The 21,023-nt window shown below is 72.3% G+C and carries 19 protein-coding genes; 12 read left to right on the top strand and 7 right to left on the bottom strand.

From position 1 onward, the window contains the following. The first annotated feature begins 89 nt into the window (after nt 1-89). Nucleotides 90-2,660 (top strand): bifunctional FO biosynthesis protein CofGH, encoded by a 2,571-nt coding sequence (locus ACQEVB_RS03105; RefSeq protein WP_432964632.1) that lies wholly within the window; start codon nt 90-92, stop codon nt 2,658-2,660. Nucleotides 2,661-2,778: 118 nt separating this feature from the next. Here the strand turns inward: ACQEVB_RS03105 and ACQEVB_RS03100 are convergent, their stop codons facing one another. After that, nucleotides 2,779-3,267: an ASCH domain-containing protein gene (locus ACQEVB_RS03100; RefSeq protein WP_432964629.1), complete on the bottom strand. Its 489-nt coding sequence runs from the start codon at nt 3,265-3,267 to the stop codon at nt 2,779-2,781. Between the two features lie 18 nt (nt 3,268-3,285). Between ACQEVB_RS03100 and ACQEVB_RS03095 the strand changes: the two genes are divergently transcribed. Continuing rightward, complete coding sequence (locus tag ACQEVB_RS03095) at nt 3,286-3,456, top strand: hypothetical protein (protein WP_432964626.1); 171 nt, start codon at nt 3,286-3,288, stop codon at nt 3,454-3,456. Between the two features lie 167 nt (nt 3,457-3,623). On the opposite strand, the gene ACQEVB_RS03090 is transcribed toward ACQEVB_RS03095, so the two are convergent. Further along, the gene (locus ACQEVB_RS03090; protein WP_432964624.1) at nt 3,624-5,015 is read right to left on the bottom strand and encodes a M14 family zinc carboxypeptidase; all 1,392 of its coding nucleotides are present in this window, start codon (nt 5,013-5,015) and stop codon (nt 3,624-3,626) included. Nucleotides 5,016-5,089: 74 nt separating this feature from the next. Continuing rightward, nucleotides 5,090-6,565 carry a carotenoid oxygenase family protein gene (locus tag ACQEVB_RS03085; RefSeq protein WP_432964621.1) on the bottom strand — a complete coding sequence of 492 codons (1,476 nt, stop codon included), beginning with the start codon at nt 6,563-6,565 and terminating at the stop codon, nt 5,090-5,092. 308 nt (nt 6,566-6,873) lie between these two features. Here ACQEVB_RS03085 and yhjD point away from each other — a divergent pair, with 308 nt between their 5' ends. From yhjD to ACQEVB_RS03070, 3 genes are read left to right on the top strand one after another with little or no spacing between them, the layout of a single operon-like run. After that, nucleotides 6,874-7,929, top strand: coding sequence for an inner membrane protein YhjD (gene yhjD, locus ACQEVB_RS03080; protein WP_432964618.1), 1,056 nt, complete (start codon nt 6,874-6,876; stop codon nt 7,927-7,929). Between the two features lie 49 nt (nt 7,930-7,978). Next, entirely contained in the window at nt 7,979-8,350 is a 372-nt protein-coding gene (locus ACQEVB_RS03075) for a hypothetical protein (RefSeq protein ID WP_432964615.1), read from the top strand. Nucleotide 8,351: 1 nt separating this feature from the next. Beyond that, nucleotides 8,352-8,762, top strand: a complete 411-nt coding sequence (locus ACQEVB_RS03070; RefSeq protein WP_432964613.1) for a hypothetical protein — start codon at nt 8,352-8,354, stop codon at nt 8,760-8,762. Nucleotides 8,763-8,932: 170 nt separating this feature from the next. Here the strand turns inward: ACQEVB_RS03070 and ACQEVB_RS03065 are convergent, their stop codons facing one another. From ACQEVB_RS03065 to ACQEVB_RS03055, 3 genes are all read right to left on the bottom strand, one after another. Further along, on the bottom strand, nt 8,933-10,513 hold the full coding sequence (locus tag ACQEVB_RS03065) for an IS1182 family transposase (RefSeq protein ID WP_432964610.1): 1,581 nt from the start codon (nt 10,511-10,513) through the stop codon (nt 8,933-8,935). Between the two features lie 66 nt (nt 10,514-10,579). Continuing rightward, entirely contained in the window at nt 10,580-11,620 is a 1,041-nt protein-coding gene (locus tag ACQEVB_RS03060) for a D-alanyl-D-alanine carboxypeptidase family protein (RefSeq protein WP_432964607.1), read from the bottom strand. A gap of 498 nt (nt 11,621-12,118) precedes the next feature. Then, the gene (locus ACQEVB_RS03055) at nt 12,119-12,577 is read right to left on the bottom strand and encodes an SRPBCC family protein (RefSeq protein WP_432964604.1); all 459 of its coding nucleotides are present in this window, start codon (nt 12,575-12,577) and stop codon (nt 12,119-12,121) included. 217 nt (nt 12,578-12,794) lie between these two features. Here ACQEVB_RS03055 and ACQEVB_RS03050 point away from each other — a divergent pair, with 217 nt between their 5' ends. From ACQEVB_RS03050 to ACQEVB_RS03030, 5 genes are all read left to right on the top strand, one after another. Continuing rightward, nucleotides 12,795-13,925: a BMP family lipoprotein gene (locus tag ACQEVB_RS03050; RefSeq protein WP_432964601.1), complete on the top strand. Its 1,131-nt coding sequence runs from the start codon at nt 12,795-12,797 to the stop codon at nt 13,923-13,925. Nucleotides 13,926-14,006: 81 nt separating this feature from the next. Further along, nucleotides 14,007-15,551, top strand: a complete 1,545-nt coding sequence (locus tag ACQEVB_RS03045; RefSeq protein ID WP_432964598.1) for an ABC transporter ATP-binding protein — start codon at nt 14,007-14,009, stop codon at nt 15,549-15,551. Nucleotides 15,552-15,639: 88 nt separating this feature from the next. Then, complete coding sequence (locus ACQEVB_RS03040; protein WP_432964595.1) at nt 15,640-16,731, top strand: ABC transporter permease; 1,092 nt, start codon at nt 15,640-15,642, stop codon at nt 16,729-16,731. A gap of 53 nt (nt 16,732-16,784) precedes the next feature. Further along, entirely contained in the window at nt 16,785-17,969 is a 1,185-nt protein-coding gene (locus tag ACQEVB_RS03035) for an ABC transporter permease (RefSeq protein WP_432980096.1), read from the top strand. Further along, nucleotides 17,962-18,354 (top strand): cytidine deaminase, encoded by a 393-nt coding sequence (locus ACQEVB_RS03030; RefSeq protein ID WP_432964592.1) that lies wholly within the window; start codon nt 17,962-17,964, stop codon nt 18,352-18,354. The genes ACQEVB_RS03035 and ACQEVB_RS03030 overlap by 8 nt, the downstream gene beginning before the upstream one ends. Here ACQEVB_RS03030 and ACQEVB_RS03025 read toward each other — a convergent pair. Further along, nucleotides 18,249-18,893 carry a TetR/AcrR family transcriptional regulator gene (locus tag ACQEVB_RS03025; protein ID WP_432964589.1) on the bottom strand — a complete coding sequence of 215 codons (645 nt, stop codon included), beginning with the start codon at nt 18,891-18,893 and terminating at the stop codon, nt 18,249-18,251. The two genes, ACQEVB_RS03030 and ACQEVB_RS03025, sit on opposite strands and share 106 nt — an antisense overlap. 68 nt (nt 18,894-18,961) lie before the next feature. Here ACQEVB_RS03025 and ACQEVB_RS03020 point away from each other — a divergent pair, with 68 nt between their 5' ends. Together ACQEVB_RS03020 and ACQEVB_RS03015 are read left to right on the top strand one after the other, a co-directional pair. Then, complete coding sequence (locus ACQEVB_RS03020) at nt 18,962-19,651, top strand: SDR family oxidoreductase (RefSeq protein WP_432964586.1); 690 nt, start codon at nt 18,962-18,964, stop codon at nt 19,649-19,651. A gap of 131 nt (nt 19,652-19,782) precedes the next feature. Next, nucleotides 19,783-21,021, top strand: coding sequence for a thymidine phosphorylase (locus ACQEVB_RS03015; RefSeq protein WP_432980094.1), 1,239 nt, complete (start codon nt 19,783-19,785; stop codon nt 21,019-21,021). Nucleotides 21,022-21,023 lie beyond the last annotated feature (2 nt).

Genomic DNA, 21,023 nt, shown 5'->3' with positions numbered 1-21,023 from the left:
AGCGGCGGGATATTCCCGTTCGCGGTGGGTTCGTCGATCCTCCCCGCCGAGCCTCGACCTGCTTGCTTTTGCCGACCTACTGTGCAGTCGTGCCCGACCCCGAGATCATCTCCCCATCCGCCCTGCGCCGCGCGCTGCGCCGGGTCCGCGATGGCGCCACGCTCGACGTCACCGAAGCGGCCGTGCTGCTCGCGGCTCGCGGGGACCAGCTCGACGAACTGCTGACGGCCGCCTCGCGCGTGCGCGACGCGGGCTTGGTCGCCGCCGGGCGGCCCGGCGTGGTCACGTACTCGAAGAACGTGTTCATCCCGCTGACGCGGCTGTGTCGCGACCGCTGCCACTACTGCACGTTCGCGACGGTGCCCCACCGCCTGCCGGCCGCGTACCTGGAGCGCGACGAGGTGCTCGACATCGCCCGCAAGGGCGCGGCGGCGGGCTGCAAGGAGGCCCTGTTCACCCTGGGCGACCGGCCGGAGGACCGCTGGCCGCAGGCCCGCGAGTGGCTGGAGGCCCGCGGGTACTCCTCGACGATCGACTACGTGCGTGCGTCCGCGATCGCCGTGCTGGAGGAGACGGGGCTGCTGCCGCACCTCAACCCCGGCGTGCTGAGCTGGGAGGAGCTGACGCGGCTCAAGCCCGTCGCCGCCAGCATGGGGATGATGCTGGAGACCACGGCCGAGCGGCTGTGGAGCGAGAAGGGCGGCGCTCACTACGGCAGCCCCGACAAGGAGCCGGCGGTTCGCCTGCGCGCGATCACCGACGCCGGCCGCGTCGGCGTCCCGTACACGACGGGGATCCTGATCGGCATCGGCGAGAACCGCACCGAGCGCGCCGAGTCGATCTTCGCGATGCGCAGCGCGTCCCGCGCGCACGGGCACATCCAGGAGATCATCGTCCAGAACTTCCGGGCCAAGCCCGACACGGCGATGGCGAACGACCCCGACGCCGACCTCGACGACCTCGCCGCCACCATCGCCGTCACGCGGCTGGTGATGGGCCCGAAGATGCGCGTGCAGGCCCCACCCAACCTCGTCGGCGACGAGTACGCGCTGATGCTGCGCGCCGGAATCGACGACTGGGGCGGCGTCTCGCCCGTCACGCTCGACCACGTGAGCCCGGAGATGCCCTGGCCCGCGATCGACGAGCTGGCCGCGCACACCGCGGCCGCCGGCTTCACCATGCGCGAGCGGCTCACCGCCTACCCGCCGTACGTGCTGGCCGGCTCGCCGTGGATCGACACCCGGCTGCACGGGCACGTCGCCGCCCTCGCCGACCCGGAGACCGGGCTGGCGCGGGAGGACGCACCGGTAGTCGGCCGGCCGTGGCAGGAGCCCGACGGCGGGTTCGCCAGCTCCGGCCGCACCGATCTGAACTCCACGATCGACACCACGGGCCGCACCGACGACCGGCGCAGCGACTTCTCCGAGGTCTACGGCGACTGGGACGAGCTGAAGGAGGAGCTGGCCCGCCAGCAGCAGTCGGCGCCGGAGCGTCTCGACTCCGACGTGCGCGCCGGCCTCGACATCGCCGCCTCCGACCCGGCCGCGCTGCTCGACCCGGCCAACCACGCCGCCGCGATGGCCGTCCTGACCAGCGACGGGGCCGCGCTCGACGAGCTCGCCCGGCTCGCCGACGCGGTGCGTCGCGACGTGGTCGGCGACGACGTCACCTACGTGGTCAACCGCAACATCAACTTCTCGAACGTCTGCTACGTCGGCTGCCGGTTCTGCGCGTTCGCGCAGCGCGAGCGCGACACCGACGCGTTCCGGCTCTCGCTCGACGAGATCGCCGAGCGCGCGGTGGAGGCGGCGCAGGCCGGCGCCACCGAGGTGTGCGTGCAGGGCGGCATCGACCCGCAGCTGCCCACGTCGTTCTACGCCGACCTGGTGCGGGCCGTGCGCGAGGCGGTGCCTGGCATGCACGTCCACGCGTTCTCCCCGATGGAGATCGTGTCGGCGGCGGCGAAGGCCGGCGTGTCGATCGAGGACTGGCTCACCGAGCTGAAGGAGGCCGGGCTCGGCTCGATCCCCGGCACCGCCGCGGAGATCCTCGACGACGAGGTGCGCTGGGTCCTCACCAAGGGCAAGCTGCCGGCCGCGCAGTGGATCGAGGTCGTGTCGACGGCGCACCGGCTCGGCATCCCGTCCTCGTCCACGATGATGTACGGGCACGTCGACGAGCCGCGGCACTGGCTCGGCCACCTGCGCACCCTCGCGTCCGTGCAGGACGAGACCGGTGGGTTCACCGAGTTCGTACCGCTGCCGTTCGTGCACACCAACGCGCCGATCTACCTGGCCGGCCTCGCCCGGCCGGGCCCCACGCGGCGCGACAACATCGCCGTCCACGCGTTCGCGCGGCTGGCGCTGCACGGGCGCATCGACCACGTCCAGTGCTCGTGGGTGAAGCTCGGCGACGACCTGTCCGCGCGGATCCTGCAGGGGGGTGCCGACGACATGGGCGGCACGCTCATGGAGGAGACGATCAGCCGCATGGCCGGTTCGGAGAACGGGTCGGCGCGCACGGTCGCGGAGCTGACGGCCATCGCGACCGCGGCCGGCCGCCCGGTGCGCCAGCGCAGCACCACCTACCGCGAGCCGGTCGCGCGACTCGAGCCGGCCCTGCGGTCCACACCCCGGCTGCTGCCGTTGACGCCTGCTTGACCCGGCGCGTCAGATGGCGTTGATCATGGGCAGAACGTCGCTCTCCAAGATCGAACTACGACGTTCTGCCCATGATCAACGCGGGAGCCCGGCCGCGGGAGCTCGGTGATCCCCCGGATCACGTCGACGATCGCGCCGGCCTGACCCAGCAGAGCTCGAAGCGCTCGAACACGCAGTCCAGCGCCCACAGGTCGACGCCGTCGAGCGGGATCCCCATGGCGGGCAGCGCGCGCCGGAAGTACCGCTCGTGCGCCGCTCGCCACCACTCCAGCGAGCGGTCACCCTCGCCCTCGTCGTGCGCGAACGCGGCGTCGACGCTGCCCAGCGGCGCCACCTGCACCTGCGTGGTTCGCAGCACGCACCGCGGCCGCCCGGCACCGTCGAGCACCACCGAGAGCGTGCCGGCCTCCGGCAGCGGGTCCCCGGCCCGCTCGTACTCGACGACCAGGCCGGCGGTGGCCCGCTTCGGCCCGTTCAGCACCAGCTCGAGCAGCTCGTCGGACAGGGCGGGGGAGTCGCCGAACGCGTAGACGTCGTGCCGGGTCGCCGGATCCGTCCCGGACACCGCGCAGAACTCCCGCCAGAACTCCTCGACCCCGTCCCCCACGCGCGTAGCCTCGCAAGCATGGGCGTCCTCGGCGAGCTGTTTCCCGGCCGGAAGATCCAGGACACGTCGAGCGAGGCAGGCGACGGCCAGCCCTTCCGCCTGGGCGAGATCGACCTGGAGAACAACGTCGTGCAGGTGCACCGGCGACCGCCCGCCGCCCCGGACGAGGACACGGACGCGAACGACTGACCCGCGAGTTGGCCGTCTCGACAGGGTGAGTCGGCCCGTTCGGCAGGCGACCACTCGTGCGGGCCGGCCGACTCGCGGTCCCGATCCGGGCAACTCGCCGTGCCGATCCGGGCAACTCGCGGTCCCGATCCGGGCAACTCGCGCGGTGAACGGGCCGACCGCGCGTTTCAGCGCTTCGTGTGCAGGTGGGCGGCTGCTGCCAGGACCGAGCCGTACTGCACCGCCACCAGCGAGCGCAGCGGCAGCGTGACCGCCGACGTGCCCGCGGCTGCGGCGCACCACGCCGAGTGCAGGGCGGCGAGCTCGCGGCGCACCGTGCGCACCGGGGGACGGACGTTGCCGCCCGCCACCTCCGCGTCGAGCGCGCGCAGCAGCATGCCGCCGTAGCGCAGCCGGAACATGTGCACGGTGTCGGCCATCGACGCCAGCTCCGCCACGGTCGCCTTGCGGGCTGCTGCCGACGCCTTCGCCGCCCGCCGGGCGGTCGCGCTCGCCTGCTCACCGATGACCGGGGCGTAGTAGCGGCTGGCGCGCAGGAACGGGGTCTCCAGCTGCATGTGCGGGCTGATCGTGGCCAGCGAGCGGTTGAGGATGTCGCTGAGGGTGCGCAGCTCGTCGGCGTTGGCCCGGAGGGCGTCGGCGTACCCGACGTCGGACGGGGTGGTGTCGAGCGCCTCCGGGTGGGTCCAGTACGGCAGCTCGCAGACGAGGGTGAGGGTGCCGTGCCGGCTCGCGTACGCGCCCGTGGAGTTGCCGCCCGAGAACGCCTGCAGCGCGCCGACCTCCTCCAGGTGGTCGTAGGCGTCGCGCACGTCGATCAGCGGGAAGATGCTGTCGTCGATCGCGGGCATCCACGGGGCCTCCGGCTCGCCGCGGTCCAGCTCGATGCCCATCCGGCCGGGGATCGCCTGCAGCACCGGATGCAGGCCGGGTTCTGGCCGGCTGAGGTAGTAGTAGGCGCCCCCGACCTCGCTGTTGTGCAGCGACGCGAGCAGGGCCGGCCGGTGCTCGTCGATCAGCCGCATCAACGCGAACGTCTCCGGCAGCACCGCGTCGAACCACACCTCCTTGTACTCCAGCGGGAACGACCACTCGATCTGCTCGGGTCCGGCCTGCCGGTAGAAGTGCCGGGCGTAGTGCTCGCGGGTGTAGGGCCCCTTCAACCAGCCCTCGTTGAGCCGCAGCCCGTCGGGATCGATGCACGCGACGATGTGCCAGCGGTGTCCGAGCCGGGCCCGCAGCTCCGGGTCGCCGGCGAGCCGTCGGGCCAGGTGCAGCGCGGTGAGCGCGCCGATCGGCTCGTTCGGGTGCGGCAGCCCGACGACGAGCGCGTCCGGCGCCGATCTGCCGGGCTCGATCGTGAGGCAGGTCAGCTGCTCACCCTGCGCCGACGTGCCCACCCGGCGCAGGGAGACGACGTCGGGGTGCTGGGCCGCGATCCGGCACGTCATCTCGGCGATCTCGTCGACCGTCGCGAACGTGTCGAACTGCGGCACCGCCTCCAGCTCGCGACGCAGCCACGGCGGGACCGCCCGCCCCTCCCCCGACGACGGCGGCACATCTTTCCGTACCCGGGCCGGCACGGTCGAGCCAGCGGGCCGGATCAGGGGAGCCGTCGCGGCGTTCGGTCGCATCACCGCGACGCCAGCTGATCTGCCCGTACCCACGTGGCGTGGAACCCCACCGGGACGCGCTGCGGCAACCGGACGCGCGCGACCGGGCCGGCGGCGATGTCGGCGGCGTCGAGGATCTCCACCTCGGAACGATCGTCCCGGGCGTCCGTGACGAAGCTGACCAGGTAACCGTCGGCGTCGCCGGTACTGCCGTCGCGCGGTGCGAAGGGGGCCTCGCTGCCGAACCGGCCGGGCCCGAAGTCGTGCCGGGTGCGCTCACCGGTCTGCCGGTCGTAGCGCACCAGCCCGTCGAAGAGCACCGTCTCGGCGTCGGCGATGCTCGCCGCGTAGGCGTAGCGGCCGCCCGTTCCGGTGCGGCGGCTGTCGATGGTGGGGAACTCGACGTTCGCGTCGTCGAGGGGTGTCTCGGTGCAGGTGCCGGTGGCGAGGTCGAAGACGTACCGGTGCAGCCGCGCGTCCAGTCGCAGGTAGCCCAGCAGCTTGCCGAGCGGCCCGGGCCGGGTGGGGCGCGGCTCCGGCCGGGTCATCCGGCAGACGTCCATGACGATCGTCGAGCCGTCCTCCCATGCGTCGACGACGTGGTAGATGTAGCACGGGTCGGCCTCGAACCAGCGCACCTGAGCGGCGTCGCCGCGCCGCGGCAGCACCGCGAACCGCGACGGCGTCTCCCGGTCGAACGTGATCTTGTAGCGGCCCTGCCGGGCGGCGTCGCGGTCCTGCACCAGAGGCAGGTCCATCAGCACCGACCAGTTCGGCGTGATCGCCATGTCGTGCGGCAGCCGCGGCCCCGGCAGGTCGATCGCCACCTCGTGCTCCACCTGCCCGGAGCGGCCGACCACCCCGTAGCGCAGCAGCGGGTCCCGGGCGCCGTAGTCGAACCACATGAGCTCGCCGGTCCGCTCGTCGGCCTTCGGGTGGGCCATCATGTCGCCGCGCAGGGTGCCCAGGAACGTCTCCGCGCCCAGCGTCTCCAGCGACAGCGGATCGAGCGCCACCGGTTGCCCGCACAGGTACCAGGTGGCGAGCACCCTGCCGGCGTGGTGGACGAGGTCGGTGTTGGCGCTGTCCTTGAACGGCAGGCCGCGCGCCGTGCCGATCGGGTTGCCGTGCGGCGGCTCCATGACACCCGTCCACAGCGCGTGCCCGGCCACGGCCTCGCGCTCGAAGGCGGCGGTGCGGATCCAGCGGTTCCGGTAGCGCGCCCGACCGTCCTCGAAGGAGATCGCGTGCACCATGCCGTCGCCGTCGAACCAGTGGTAGCGGCCCTCGGCCGCGAACCGCCGGTTCGGCCCGTTGCGGAGGTAGACGCCGTTGAGGTCGAGCGGGATCTCGCCGATCACGTCCAGCTCGTCGGCCGCGATCTCGGTGTCGACCGGAGCGAAGATCCCCAGCAGGTACGGGTTCTCCTCCGCGCCGGCGGATCCTGGTTCGGATCCGAGCTGCTCGGCGACCGCGATCGGCTGATCGAGCGGCATCGGCACCCTTTCGTCGGCACACTCGACGGAAGTGCCGGAGATCCGGCACCGACGGTGACGGTACCGGCGCAGCGCGGAACCGGGGATGCCTCAGGACGGAGTCATCCGGAAGTGGGCCCTTACGGGGTAACTCACCCTGTGTAACCATCTCGACACAAACCTCTGACCTGCGGAAACGTGGCAAGAAGCGGGTTTACACATGAGCGTGCATCTGCACGAGCAGCACGGAGGGCGATCCCCGACGCGACACCGCGGCCCGTTCGCGGGAGGATCGGCGCCCGATCGAGCCGAATGCGGGGGGTGAGGGCGTGACGAGTTCCGGGACGACCGCCGAGACGGCGGCGGACGCGCCGCCGTCGTGGTTCCAGCGACTGCGGGACCGCCATCTGTGGCTCGACCACATGGTCCGCGCCGGTGAGCGCTACACCGAACGGCACGGTGACCACTACGCCGGAGCGATCACCTACTTCAGCGTGCTGGCCCTGTTCCCGTTGATCCTGGTGGCCGTCTCGGGCCTCGGGTACGCGCTGTTCCTGCAGCCCGACCTGCTCGACCAGCTCAAGACCGGCATCAAGAACAACGTCCCACCCGGGCTGGACGCGCTGCTGCTGCCGATCGTGGACAACGCGATCGAGAACCGGAGCTCGATCGGGATCATCGGTCTGCTCGGCGCGATCTACTCCGGGGTCGGCTGGATGTCGAGCCTCCGCGAGGCGCTGTCGGAGCAGTGGGGCCAGGTCCCGCAGGCCCCGCCGATCTACAAGCGGCTCGTCTTCGACCTGCTGACCCTGCTCGGCCTGGGCGTCGCCATGGTCGGCTCGTTCGCGATCACGGGCCTCGCCGGTGGCTTCGCGAGCTCAGTGCTGGACGCCGTCGGGATCGGTGAGCAGACCTGGGCGGTGGTCCTGCTGCAGGTGCTCGGCGTCGTGCTGGGACTCGTCGCCAACTGGCTGATCTTCCTGTGGGTGATCGCGCGCCTGCCGCGGGAGCACGCCACGTTCCGCAGCGCCGCGCGAGCCGCGGTTCTCGGCGCGGTCGGGTTCGAGGTCCTCAAGAACGTCATCACGATCTACCTGCGCATCGTCGTCGACTCCCCGACCGGCCGGCTCATCGGTCCGTTCGTCGGTCTGCTCGTGTTCGCGTTCTTCGTGTCGCGGCTCATCCTGTTCGTGACGGCCTGGGCGGCGACCGCGCGGGAGAACGAGGCCCGCTTCCCCGTCCCGGTGCCCGGACCAGCGGTGATCAGGTCGGAGATCGTCGTGCACGACGGGCCGAGCAGCCGGGCCGCGGCCGGGCTGCTCGGCGCCGGCGCCGTGGCGGGCCTGCTGGGTGGGCTGGCCTTGCTCGGCCGCCGCCGGGACTGACTACCGGCAGGTACGCTCCCGCAGACCCGGACTGCGGCGGAGGCGCTCGATGGAGATCGTCGTGCTGGTGGTGCTCGTCCTCGAGCTCGTCGTGGGCGTGCTGCTGGTGATGAGCGTCCGGCGGGTGCGTGCCCGCATGCGGGCCGTCGAGGCGGCCCAGCAGGAGCTGGAGGCGGAGCTCGCCGGCATCCCGTCCGGCGGTGCGCTGAACCCGCTGCTGTCCGTCGAGATCCTCAACGCGGCCGAGCTCGCCGCCCGCGAGTCCTGGGCGGCGCGCCGGTTCGGGGCGCTCGTGCCGCGGCTCGTCGTCCGTGAGGTGGCCGCCCGCGCAGCCACCCAGATGAGCCGCCAGCTCGGCGCGCAGGGCGTCGAGGCGGAGGTCAAGGTCGTCGCGCCGGTGCTGCCCGCGAAGCCCCAGTGACATGACGGTCCTGCTCGCCGTCGCGGTGCTCGGGTTGCTGCTGGCAGTCGCGGCACTGGTGGTCGTCCGAGACGTGGACGCGCGGCTCGCCGCGGTCCTGGACCGCTGCGCGGCCGCGCCAGAACGGCTCGAGCACCTGCGTGAACGCGCGGTCCACGCCGCCGAGGCCGAGGCGCAACTGGCCGAGGAGCTGGCCGCGGTGCTCGACGTCGGCACCACCGGCGTCCGCGACGTGCACCGCGCGATCTCCGACATCCCGTTCGACATCCTGGGCTCGTTCGGCGCCACGCGGGAGTCGTCCGAGCGGGTGCGCGAGGTGCACGACCGCACCGCCGACGGCGTCTACGACGCCATCAGCGCCGTCAACAAGGCCGCCACCAGCGTCTACCGGGCCTGGTTCAAGCGGAGCTAGTGTCCTGCGCCGGAAATAGGACCCTCCTAGGAGACTGCTGAAGAAGGCGGGTTCGGTGGGCAGGGCGCCTCGGCAGTCAGGCTGCGAGGGTCAGCACCCGTGGGTGCGACAAGAGGTCACTCCGCCCGGTGGGCAGCGTGGTGGTGTGGGTGGTGACCGTCAAGGCGGGTTTAGGTGATCGCCCATCCGGTGGTGGTGCGGTGCAGGCCCAGGGCGAGGAGTCGGCGCAGGTTGAGCGCGGCCGCGCGGTGGGACAGCCAGAGGTCGTTGGCTCGGGTGCCGCGGAAGCGCAGGCGGCGGTTGCCGCGGGTGAGCCAGGCGATGCTGCGTTCGACCATGGGTCGGTGCCGCCGGTATATCTCACCGAAATCGGCAGCAGCGGCGTGGGCGCGGTGCGCGCGGTGCAGTGCGTCGTGCGGGTGCAGCCGCAACGTTCGTCCGGTGGCCGAGGTGGTGCAGCGCGAGGCGAGGGGGCAGCCGCGGCAGCGGCGGCCGAAGGTGACGTTGCGGGTTCGGGTGATGTGAGCGGTCATCCCATTGGGGCAGGTCACCAGGCCGGTGGTCTCATCGATGGTGAAGTCGTCGATGGTGAACCCGCCGGGAACCGGGGGGCGCAGCGGCCAGGGTTTGATCACCGCGCGGTGCCCGGCATTGGCCAGCGCGGCGAGCATGTCCCCCGTGCCGTAGGCAGAGTCAGCCAGCACCTCCACCGCGTCGGGCGTGGTCTCGGGTGTTGTTGGGGACTGGTCGAGGTCGCGGTGGAGGAGGTCGATCCCGACGGTGGCGTCGGAGTTGTCTGGGCCGGACGCGGGGGTCAGGGCGGTGGCGGTGATGATCCCGGTGTCGGGTTCGACCACGAGGTGGGCTTTGTAGCCGTCCTGGCGCCGGTTGCGGGTCTTGTGGGCATGGCGGGCGTCGGGGTCGACGGTGGAGATGACGCGGTCCGCGGCGGTGCGCCGGGCGATGCGCCAGCGCCCGTCAGTGCCGTCTGAGCCCTGCGCGGGTTCGACGTCTTGACCCGCGACCAGCGCCAGCAACCCGACCGCCTCTGCCGCAGCGGGGCCCAGTTCCTGGTCAGGCAGATGTCCCAGGACCCGGTGGGCGTCACCGATCAGAGCGTCGACCAGCTCGGCCCGCGCTTGCTCGTCGTCCCAGGCGATGCGGGGCTTCCCGGGCTGGGTGTAGTCGTGTCCGCGAGCCTGGGTGGCGATCACGTGCGCGGCGTCGGGGACTTCCCGGGCGACGCGGCGGATCGCGGCGATGATCTGGGTGACCGTGTCCTGGGTGGCCACCGCGTCGTCGAGGATCGTGGAGTCCAACGCGCGCCGGTGCTTACCGGCCAGCGCGCCGGTCGCATCCACGACCGCGCGGACCGCGTCGAAGATCCGTTCCGGGTGCTGTGAGGCGCTCAGGCGGCGCCGCCAATAGGTCAGCGTGGTCGGGTGGAAACCCGTGTCGGTGATCGCGAGTCCGCACGCGGCCTTCCACCGCAGATCGAAGGTGAGTGCCTCGATCGCTTCCCGGTCCGACAGCCCATGCAGGGTCTGCAACACCAACACCGAGGCGACGTGCTCGACCGGCACCGATGGACGCCCCCGGCCGCTCGCGAACAGATCCGCGAACAGCTCGTCCGGGAACAGCTCGTGGCGGTGCGCGGCCAGGAACGCGAACACCCCGCCCGGCGGCAGCAGATGACCGGCTACGGACTCGACATCGAGCAGCTCACGCTGCGGATCAAACCGACCCTGCACACACCAGATCGTCCCAGCCCGCCGAGATCAACAACCGAACCGACATCCGCGATTTTCAGCAGTCTCCTAGGGATCGACCAGCCGGCCGATCCCCGGCCCGGGTGGCTGGGCGAAACCCCAGTCCAGCAGCGCCGCCGCCTGCTGCCACATCGCGACCGGACGCTGCTCACCCCGCATCAGCGCCACCACCAGCCGGCGCCCGCCGTGCTCGGCGAACCCGACCAGCGTGTGCCGCGCGGCGTCGGTGAACCCGGACTTCGACCCCAGCGCGCCCGGGTAGCGCAGCAGCAGGCGTTCGGTGGTGGAGAGCGTGAAGCCCGGGTGGTCGCCGTAGCCGGGGAACGGCACGGCGCGCAGCCCGATCGTCTCGGCGACCAGCGGCTCGCGCAGCGCGTCCCGGAACAGGAGGGCGAGGTCGTAGGCGGACATCGCCATGCCGGGCCCGTCGAGCCCGGACGGGGTGGCCGCACGGGTGTCGTGGGCGCCGAGCTCGGCCGCGACGTCGCACATCGCCGCGACCGTCGCCTCCGTGCCGCCCATCGCCCTGGCCAGCACCTGCGCGGCATCGTTGCCCGAGTTGAGCAGGAGGCCGGCCATCAGCTGCCGGACCGTGTAGCGCCCGCCGGGCCCGATACCGGCCTTGCTGCCGTCGACGCGCAGCTCGTCGGCGGTGCCCTCGACGACGTCGTCCGGGCCGAGAGCGCGGGCGGCGAGGAGGGCCAGCAGCATCTTCAGCGTCGACGCCGGCCGGTGCCGCGCGTGCGGGGCCCGCGCGGCCAGCACCGTGCCGTCGTCGAGGTCGGCGACGACGTAGGCGGCGGCTCCCACCGGCGGGACGCCCGGTGGTCCGAGATCGCCGCAGCCCCCGAGCCCGGGCCCGCCGACGGGTTCCGCCGGCCAGGGGAGCGGCGCCACCGCGACCGTCTCCTCGACGGCCGGCGGCCCGGGCGGTGACTCCTGACCGGGGCAGGTGGGAGTGGTGGCGGCCACGACAGCCGGAGGGGGTGCGGTGGGTGCGGCGGCGTCGAGCCGGACGGCGCGCGCGTCGGCGCACAGGAGGACGAGCGCGCCCACCGCGGCGCCCACCGCCGCCCGCCCCGTGCGCACGGCGGAACAGTAGCCCCGTCACCGCAGGGGACTTCGGTGATCAAGGGCGAAAGGTCGTTCCCGGATCGGTTCAGAACGACGGTTTGCCCTTGATCGACGACCAGCGGCGCCGAGCGGCCGGGGCGCCCGCGGGTGCAGCCGGCCGTGGCCGTCGCCCTGCCGGGTTGCGGTGATCATGGGCAGAACGTCGTTGCGGGATCGATCCAGAACCGCGGTTTGCCCATGATCGACGGGCGGGTCCGGGCCGCGAGGCAGAGAGGCGGCCCGCTGCGAGGTGGGGCCGGGTGGTACGGCGACCGGGGCGTTCCGCGATCAAGGGCAGAATGTTGTTGCGGAATCGGTCCAGAACGACGTTCTGCCCTTGATCAACGACACTCCCCGGCCCCGCCCGCCGCACCCGCCGGCGCCTGAGCCCCGCGATCATGGGCAGAACGTCGCTCCTGGACCGATCCGGCGCAACGTTCTGCCCATGATCAACGCGACCCCGAGCGGCCAGGCCTACGCCGCCGCCGCCCCTTCCAGGTACGCCTTGACCGCGCCCAACGTGCGGTGCATGCCGTCCACCATCAGCCGCTCGCGGTCGCGCCCGATGATGCCGCTGCGCTGCACGGCCTTGATCAGCACGTTGGTGGAGCGGGTCTGGTCCCGCCACTCCGTCACCGAGGTGCCGCCGTCGACCGGCTCGAGGCGCCACCCCCACGTCATTCCGCTCTCTGCGACCTGGAACGCGAAGCGGTGCGGCTCGTCGCACTCCACGACCGTGCAGCGGGTGGCCCACCAGACGAGGCCGTGCCGGTTGAACCCGACGAACCGGGCGCCGACCGCCGGCCCGCGTGCCCCGCCGAACCAGCGGGCGCCGCGGGCTTCCGGGCTCCACCTGCCCATTCGGGTGACGTCGGTGACCAGCTCCCAGATCGCCGGCGCGGGTGCGTCGATCACCACGGTTGCCTCGTCCACGTCCTGGCCGTCCTCTCGTCTGTGTCCTCACCGTATGCGAGCGGTCACGTGCTGCTCACCGACCGAAGTCCACGATTCGGTCACGCCGTCATGTCGACAGTGTGATCGGCCCCGATCCTGGACTACGGTTCCCCGGTCGTGCCGGACGGTCGGCGACCCGGGTCGTCCCGGTGACAACGAAGGGCAATCATCAGTGCGGATCAGACGAGGTTACGTGGTGGGGGCCGCGCTGCTGACCAGCGCGTTGGTGGTCACCGGGTGTGCGCGCGACACCGGCGCGGGCGGCGGCGGCGCGCCCTCCGGCGGTGGCGCGGCGGCCTGCGCGACGGGCACCGCACCGGGCGGCGGGGGTGCCGCTGCTCCGACGAGCGCGGCGGCCACGAAGCCGAACGCGGCTTCGCTGAAGGTCGGTGTCGCCTACGACATCGGTGGCCGCGGCGACCAGTCGTTCAACGACGCCGCCTACGCCGGTGTCGAGAAGGCCGTGTCGGACTTCGGCCTGCCCCAGGCCAACGTCAAGGAGCTCACCGCTTCGCCGAACGAGCCGGAGGACGCTGCCGCCACGCGGCTGCGCCAGCTCGCCAACGACGGCTACAACCCCGTCATCGCGGTCGGCTTCAAGTACGCCACCCCGCTGGGCAAGGTCGCCGCCGAGCTGCCGAACACCAAGTTCGCGATCGTCGACGACAACTCGATCACCCTGCCGAACGTCACGTCGCTGGTGTTCGCCGAGGAGCAGGGCTCCTACCTGGTGGGCGTCGCGGCGGCGCTGAAGTCGAAGGCCTGCCACATCGGCTTCGTCGGCGGCGTGGACGTGCCGCTGATCCAGAAGTTCGAGGCCGGCTACACGCAGGGCGCGAAGGCCGTCGCCCCGAACATCAAGATCGAGAGCAAGTACATCACCCCGGCCGGTGACTTCACCGGGTTCCAGGACCCGGCGAAGGGCAACGTCGTCGCCACCGGTGAGCTCGACGCCGGCGCCGACGTCGTCTACGCCGCGGCCGGTGCCTCGGGTGCCGGTGTGTTCAACGCGGTCAAGGCCAAGAGCACCGCCGACGCGCCGAAGTACGCGATCGGTGTCGACTCCGACCAGTACAAGACGGCCGACCCGGCGGTCCGCGACGTGATCATCACCTCGATGCTCAAGCGCGTCGACGTGGCCGTGTACGACTACATCGGGGCCACCGCGGCCGGCAACCTGTCGACGCTGCCGAAGGTCTTCGACCTCAAGGTCGACGGTGTCGGCTACGCCACCAGCGGTGGGAAGGTCGACGACATCAAGGCCAAGCTCGACGGCTACAAGGCCGGCATCATCTCCGGCGCCATCACGGTGAAGGCGACGAAGTAGCAGGTCAGTAGGGTTCGGGCGCGGGCGCGCCGGTCACTTCGGTGATCGGCGCGCCCTCGCACATCCAGGAGGTGGAACTCCGTGACCGACACCGCCGCACCAGCGCAGCCGTACGCGGTGGAACTGGCCGGCATCACGAAGCGGTTCCCGGGCGTCGTCGCCAACCGCGACATCGACCTGAGGGTGCGCCAGGGGGAGGTGCACGCGCTGTGCGGGGAGAACGGCGCGGGCAAGTCGACCCTCATGAAAATCCTCTACGGCCAGCAGCGACCCGACGAGGGCACGATCTCGGTCAACGGTGAGCAGGTCACCTTCCGCTCGCCGTCCGACGCGATCAAGGTCGGCATCGGCATGGTGCACCAGCACTTCATGCTGGCCGACAACCTGACGATCGCCGAGAACGTGCTGCTCGGCGCGGAGGCGCAGCTCGGCATCGGCGCGAAGGCGAAGGCCCGCATCGCCGAGCTCGCCACCACCGTCGGGCTCGACGACGATCCCGACACGCTGGTGGAGAGCCTCGGCGTGGCCGACCGGCAGCGCTGCGAGATCATCAAGGTGCTCTACCGCGGCGCGAAGATCGTGATCCTGGACGAGCCGACCGCCGTGCTCGTGCCGCAGGAGGTGGACGACCTGTTCGCCACCATCCGCGGCATGCAGGCCGACGGGTACACGTTCCTGTTCATCTCCCACAAGCTCGACGAGGTGCGCGCCATCGCCGACTCGATCACGGTGATCCGCCGCGGGACCTACGTCGGCACGGCCGACCCGCGGCAGGTCACGACCCGCAAGCTGGCCGAGATGATGGTCGGCAGCGAGCTGCCCAGCCCGGAGACCCGCGACTCCACCGTCACCGACCGCGAGGTCCTGCGCGTCGAAGGGCTGCGCCTGCTGGCCCCCGGCGGCGCCGCGCTGCTCGACGGGATCGACCTCGTCGTGCACGAGGGCGAGGTCCTCGGCATCGCCGGCGTCGAGGGCAACGGGCAGACCGAGCTCGTCGAGACGATCATGGGGATGCGCCGGGCCGACGGCGGCGCGGTCAAGCTCGGCAACTCCGCCACCGCGCGCGACATCACCAAGGCTAGCACGCTGGAGCGCCGGGAGGCCGGCATCGGTTACATCCCCGAGGACCGCACGCGGCACGCGCTGCTCGCCACCCAGCCGCTGTGGGCCAACCGGGTGCTCGGCTACCAGACCCGTCCGCCGGTGGCCCGCCGTGGCCTCATCGGCCTGATCAACCGGGCAGCCGCGCGCCGCGACACCGAGCGGATCGTCGAGGAGTTCGACGTGCGCACCCCGGGCGTCGACGTGCCGGCGGCCGCGCTGTCGGGCGGCAACCAGCAGAAGCTCGTCATCGGCCGTGAGCTCTCCGGCAACCCGAAGCTGCTCATCGCCTCGCACCCGACCCGGGGCGTCGACGTCGGCGCGCAGGCCGGGATCTGGGACGAGCTGCGCGCGGCCAGGGCCCGCGGGCTCGCGGTGCTGCTGATCAGCGCCGACCTCGACGAGCTGATCGGCCTGTCCGACACGATCAAGGTGATGCTGCGCGGCCGCCTGGTTGCGGACGCCGACCCGGCCACGGTGACGCCGGAGCAACTGGGCGCCGCGATGACCGGGGCCGACTCATGAGCCCGCGCACAGCGTCATGTGCCGACGCACACGTCCGGACATGTGCGTGGCCGCACGAACGTGTGCGTGAGCGGAAGGAGGGGGGCTCGTGAGCCGCCTGCGTACGGCGATCGTGCCGCCGCTGCTCGCCGTCGTCTTCGCTGCACTGCTGAGCTCGATCGCGCTGCTGATCTCCGGCGACAACCCGGGCGCCGCGCTCGCCGTGATGGTCACCCAGCTCGGCACCGGCACCACCGCCGTCGACGTGCTCAACACCGGCGCCGTCTACTACATCGCGGGTCTCGCCGTGGCCGTCGGCTTCAAGATGAAGCTGTTCAACATCGGCGTCGAGGGCCAGTTCCGCATCGCGGCGTGCGTCGCGGCGATCGTCGGCGGGCTGCTGCCGCTGCCGCCGGTGCTGCACGTGATCGTGATCCTGGTGACCGGTGCGGTCGTCGGCATGCTGTGGGCGCTCGTCCCGGCGCTGCTGAAGGCCTACCGGGGCGTCAGCGAGGTCATTTCGACGATCATGCTGAACGCCGTCGCCACCGGCGCGATCGCGTTCCTCATCAGCCCGGACGCGTTCGGCGTCGTGCAGGGCAACAACATCTCGACGCCGCCGATCGCCCCGAGCGGCTGGTTCCCGGGGATCAGCCTCGGCTCCGGGGGCACGATCTTCGGCATGGTCGTCGTGGCCGCGGCGCTCGGTCTCGGCTACTGGTTCCTGCTGGGCCGCACCCGGTTCGGGTTCGAGCTCACCGCCTCCGGGGAGTCGCCGACGGCGGCCACGGCGGGCGGCGTCGACGCGCGCCGCATGGTGCTGATCGCGATGCTGATGTCGGGCGCGGTGGCGGGCCTGATCGGGCTGCCCGAGGTGCTCGGCCGCGAGCACGTGTACACGATCGTCGCCCCGCAGGGGTACGGGTTCACCGGCATCGCGATCGCGCTGCTGGGCCGCAACCACCCCGGCGGCATCGCGATCGGTGCGCTGCTGTGGGCGTTCCTCGACAAGTCGGCGCTGGCGCTGGACAACATCGGGGTGCCGCGCGAGATCGTGCTGATCATGCAAGGGGTGATCGTGCTGTCGGTGGTCGTGGCGTACGAGATCGTGCGCCGCTACTCGTTGGCCGCCGAGCAGCGCCGGGTCGCCGCCGAGCTGCGGGCGCAGAACGCGCCGGTGGCGGAGGGGGCGGCGTCGTGACGACCCTGGAGAAGGCGCCCGCCCGCCGCCGGCTGCCGAGCTGGGCGGTCTCGATGCTCGTCGTGTTCGTCGGGCTGCTCGTCCTGTCGATCGTGGCGACGCTGACCGGGCAGCTGCAGCTCACCTCGGCCGGCACCGCGCAGGCCGCGCTGCAGCTGCTGCTGCCGATCCTGTTCGCCGGCCTCGGCGGCCTGTGGGCCGAGCGCTCCGGCGTGATCAACCTGGGGCTCGAGGGCATGATGATCCTCGGCACCTGGGGCGCCGCCTGGGCCGGCTACCAGTGGGGGCCATGGGCGGCTCTGCTCGTCGGGGCCCTGCTCGGGGCGCTGGGCGGCCTGCTGCACGCTGTGGCGACGGTGTCGTTCGGCGTCAACCACATCGTCTCCGGCGTCGCGATCACCCTGCTCGGGGCGGGTGTCACGAAGTACCTCTCGACGCTGGTGTTCCTGCCGATCTCGGCCAACCCGCGGCAGTCGCCACCGCTCAAGGGGTTCGACGCGTTCACGATCACCCCGCTCACCGACGCGCTGGACGGGCTCGTGAAGAGCAACACCGTCTTCGTCACCGACGTGGCCGGGATCCTGCAGGGCCTGCTCTCCGGCCTGACGCCGACGGTGCTGCTCGGCGTGCTCGCCGTGCCGGTCACGTACCTGGTGCTGTGGCGCACGGCGTTCGGGCTGCGCGTGCGCGCCTGCGGGGAGAACCCGGTGGCGGCCGAGTCGCTCGGCGTCTCGGTGTACGCGCACAAGTACGCCGCGGTCGTCGTGTCGGGCCTGCTGGCCGGGCTCGGCGGTGCCGCGCTCGTGCTCAACCCGGGCCAGCTGGGCTACCTGGAGGGTCAGACCGGCGGGCGCGGCTACATCGGCCTCGCTGCGATGATCTTCGGCAACTGGCGACCCGGTGGGTTGCTGGCCGGCTCGGCGCTCTTCGGCTACGTCGACGGCCTGCAGCTGCGGGCCGGCGGCGATGCCGTGCACGCCCTGCTCTACGGCGGCACGATCGTCGCCGTGCTGGTGGCGGTCCTGTGGTTCGTGCAGCGCAACTGGCTCGCCGCGGTCGCCGCGCTGGCCGCCGGCCTGGTCGTCTACCTCGTGTACTTCTTCGTCGACACGATCCCCAGCCAGTTCGCCGCGTTCGCGCCGCAGATCGTGACGCTGCTGGTGCTGGCCGTGGCGTCGCAACGGCTGCGACCACCCGAGGCCGACGGGATGGAGTACCGGAGAGGTGAGGGTGACTGACGTCGACTGGCCCGCGCTGCGGGCCGCCGCGGTGGAGGCCGCCGGCTCGGCGTACGCCCCGTACTCGCACCTGAACGTGGGCGCGGCTGCGATCTGTGACGACGGGCGCGTGGTGCGCGGCTGCAACGTCGAGAACGCGTCGTACGGGCTCGGGGTGTGCGCCGAGGTCACGATGGCCGGGCAGCTGCGGCTGACCGGCGGCGGCCGGTTCGTGGCCGTCGCGTGCCGCTCGGGCACGGGCGAGCTGCTGATGCCGTGCGGACGCTGCCGGCAGGTGATCTACGAGTTCGGCGGCCCGGACTGCCTGGTGGACTCCCCGCGCGGGCCCATCCCGATGTCGGAGGTGCTGCCGGAGGCGTTCGGCCCGGAGCACCTGCCGGGCTGAGCCGCCCGGACGACCAGTTCGGCGAGCGCCTCGCCCTCGGCGTCGTCGAGCGGGGCGTGGCCGACGAGCAGCCGGTACCACAGGACGCCGAACACGACGTCGACGAGCAGCTCGGGGTCGACGTCGGGATCGAGCGCGGCGCGGTCCAGCACGGCCCGCAGCGCGGTCCGGCGGGCCGTGATGAACCGTTCGCGGAAGGCCGCGGCGAAATCCGGGTCCAGCACGGCTTGTGCCATCAGACCGCTCAGGATCTCGCGCTGCGGCGGACCCTGCCGGAAGGTGGCGGTGACGAACTCGCGCAGGTCACCGGCCAGCGTGCCGGTGGCCGGGTCGGGGATCAGGTCGGCGGCCCGTTCCAGCATCGCGTCCAGCACGACGTCGGCGAGCGACGGCCACCACCGGTAGATCGTCTGCTTGCCGGAGCCGGCGCGGGCGGCGATGCCCTCGATCGTGAGCCCGGCGTACCCGCGTTCGGTGAGCTCGTCGAGCGCGGCGGCGAGGATCGCGTGCCGAGTCTCCTCGCTGCGTCGCCTGCCCATGCGCGCCACTTTACAAGACGCCGCGTCTCGGTTAATTTCGAGACGTAGCGTCTTAGTAAGGAGAAGTCATGCGCGTGATCGTCATGGGTGGCACGTCCGGGATCGGACTGGCCACGGCCGAACTGCTGGCCGCGGGCGGCGCCGAGGTGATCGTCACCGGGCGGGACCCGGAGAAGCTCGCCGCCGTCAAGGACCGCGTCACGAGCGCCGAGCAGGTCGACGGCACCGACGAGGAGCAGGTCGCGGCCTTCCTGGAGCGCACCGGGCCGGTGGATCACCTGGTCCTCGCGTTCAGCGGCGGAGCGGGTGCGCTCGGACCGCTGCGCGGGCTCTCCGCCGACGCGGTGCGCGAGGCCTTCACGGGCAAGGTGATCGGGTACCTGACGGCGCTCCGGTACGCGCAGGTCACCGGCTCGGTCACGCTCGTGTCGGCGGCCAGCGCGCGGGCCGCGCTGCCCGGCACCGCCGTCCTCGCGGCCGCGAACGGCGCCGTCGAGCGGATGGTCGGCCCGCTGGCCGTGGAGCTGGCGCCGGTGCGCGTCAACGCCGTCTCGCCGGGCGTCGTCGACACGCCGTGGTGGTCGTTCCTGCCGCCGGAGCAGCGCGAGCAGCAGTTCGAGGCGATCGCCGGCCAGCTGCCGACGGGCAGGATCGCGGCGGCCACCGATGTGGCGGCGGCGATCGCCTACCTGGTCGGCGCGACCCAGGTGACGGGCACCGTCCTCCCGGTGGACGGCGGCGCAACGGCCGCATCCTGACGCGCCCCGGCCCGACTTCGCAGAGGTTGGGCCGACCTCGCAGAGGTTCGAACCTCTGCGACGTGTGTTCAAGGTCTGCGAGGTCGGCGCGCTACCGTCGTCCGGTGAGCTTCAGTGCCCGTGACGTGATCATGGCCAAGCGCGATCGCGCCCGTCTCTCCGACGAGCAGATCGACTGGGTGATCGCCGCGTACACCCGCGGCGACGTCGCCGACGAGCAGATGTCCGCGCTGGCCATGGCCATCCTGCTCAACGGCATGGACGCGGCCGAGATCGCGCGCTGGACGCAGGCGATGATCGACTCCGGTGAGGTGCTGGAGTTCGGCGACCTCGGGCGTCCGCTCGTGGACAAGCACTCCACCGGTGGCGTCGGCGACAAGATCACGTTGCCGCTGGCGCCGCTGGTCGCCGCGTGCGGGGCGGCGGTGCCGCAGCTGTCCGGCCGCGGGCTCGGCCACACCGGCGGCACCCTCGACAAGCTGGAGGCGATCCCGGGCTGGCGGGCGTCGCTGTCGCTGGAGGAGATCACCGCCCAGCTCGCCGACGTCGGCGCCGTCATCTGCGCGACCACCCCGACGCTCGCCCCGGCCGACCGCAAGCTCTACGCGCTGCGCGACGTCACGGGCACCGTCGAGGCCATCCCGCTGATCGCCAGCTCGATCATGAGCAAGAAGATCGCGGAGGGCACGAGCGGGCTGGTGCTGGACGTGAAGGTCGGCTCGGGCGCGTTCATGAAGACCGAGGAGTCGGCGCGCGAGCTGGCCGCCACCATGGTCGAGCTGGGCGGCGCCCACGGCCTCGCGACCACCGCCCTGCTCACCGACATGACGGTGCCGCTCGGGCGTGCGGTCGGCAACGCGCTGGAGGTCGAGGAGTCGGTCGAGGTGCTGCGCGGCGGCGGGCCTGCCGACGTCGTCGAGCTGACGGTGGCGCTGGCCCGCGAGATGCTCGCGCTGGCGAAGATCGACGCGGATCCGGCCGCCGTGCTCGCCTCCGGTGAGGCCTACGCCGTGTGGGAGCGGATGATCGCGGCGCAGGGCGGCGACCCGGCGGCGCCGCTGCCCGTCGCGACGCACGTCGAGGACCTGGTGGCGGACCGCTCCGGGTACGCCGCGTTCGACGCGCTCGCCGTCGGCGTGGCGGCGTGGCGGCTGGGCGCCGGCCGCGCCCGCAAGGAGGACGCCGTGCAGGCCGGGGCCGGCGTGCGGCTCCTCGTGGAGCACGGGGCGCCGGTCGAGGCCGGCCAGCCGCTGCTGCAGCTGCACACCGACACCCCCGACGCGGTCGCGGGCGCCCGCGCGCTGCTCACCGATGTGGTCACGGACGCCCCGCCGGCAGCGCGTCGCCTGGTGCACGACACCCTCCACTGACG

This window comes from Pseudonocardia sp. CA-107938 (assembly GCF_050936315.1).
GTDB lineage: Bacteria > Actinomycetota > Actinomycetes > Mycobacteriales > Pseudonocardiaceae > Pseudonocardia.
The sequence above is the reverse complement of the archived record's forward strand: the minus strand, read 5'-3'. Positions and strand labels throughout refer to the sequence as shown.

What these genes read in the sequence shown, in the direction of transcription:
- ACQEVB_RS03095 (WP_432964626.1), top strand. Translation starts at nt 3,286, where the DNA reads ATGGGCGTCCTCGGCGAGCTGTTTCCCGGCCGGAAGATCCAGGACACG.
- ACQEVB_RS03085 (WP_432964621.1), bottom strand. Translation starts at nt 6,565, where the DNA reads ATGCCGCTCGATCAGCCGATCGCGGTCGCCGAGCAGCTCGGATCCGAA.
- ACQEVB_RS03075 (WP_432964615.1), top strand. Translation starts at nt 7,979, where the DNA reads ATGGAGATCGTCGTGCTGGTGGTGCTCGTCCTCGAGCTCGTCGTGGGC.
- ACQEVB_RS03070 (WP_432964613.1), top strand. Translation starts at nt 8,352, where the DNA reads ATGACGGTCCTGCTCGCCGTCGCGGTGCTCGGGTTGCTGCTGGCAGTC.
- ACQEVB_RS03035 (WP_432980096.1), top strand. Translation starts at nt 16,785, where the DNA reads ATGCTCGTCGTGTTCGTCGGGCTGCTCGTCCTGTCGATCGTGGCGACG.
- ACQEVB_RS03025 (WP_432964589.1), bottom strand. Translation starts at nt 18,893, where the DNA reads ATGGGCAGGCGACGCAGCGAGGAGACTCGGCACGCGATCCTCGCCGCC.
- ACQEVB_RS03020 (WP_432964586.1), top strand. Translation starts at nt 18,962, where the DNA reads ATGCGCGTGATCGTCATGGGTGGCACGTCCGGGATCGGACTGGCCACG.
- ACQEVB_RS03015 (WP_432980094.1), top strand. Translation starts at nt 19,783, where the DNA reads ATGGCCAAGCGCGATCGCGCCCGTCTCTCCGACGAGCAGATCGACTGG.